The sequence below is a fragment of the Winogradskyella sp. ABM4_392 genome (assembly GCF_056160445.1).
Window position 1 is genome coordinate 1 of sequence record NZ_JBSWXE010000033.1, and the last position, 228, is coordinate 228.

The following is a 228-nucleotide window of genomic DNA, read 5'->3' on the forward strand; positions in this document are numbered from 1 at the left end:
TCGAAGGCATCTGAAGATGTAAAGTTGTTACACTCTGCATCCAATCCTGATGCTGTTGCCCCTTCTGTACTGCCTGTTACCGTAACACCACAATCTAATGGAAGTGCTCCTGCACAATCGTCGTTAACTGGTACTGGCAATGGACATGTAAATGTAAAGTCTCCTAATGAAGCATCACATGCATCATCAGTAGCGTCTACTGTTAAGGTCACAGTATCTCCACTGTTG

1 protein-coding gene is annotated in these 228 nt (G+C 44.3%); it reads right to left on the minus strand.

The features are described 5' to 3' along the window. On the minus strand, positions 1–228 hold a 228-nt coding region (locus tag ACXAFS_RS15355), incomplete at both ends, for a hypothetical protein (protein ID WP_475308063.1).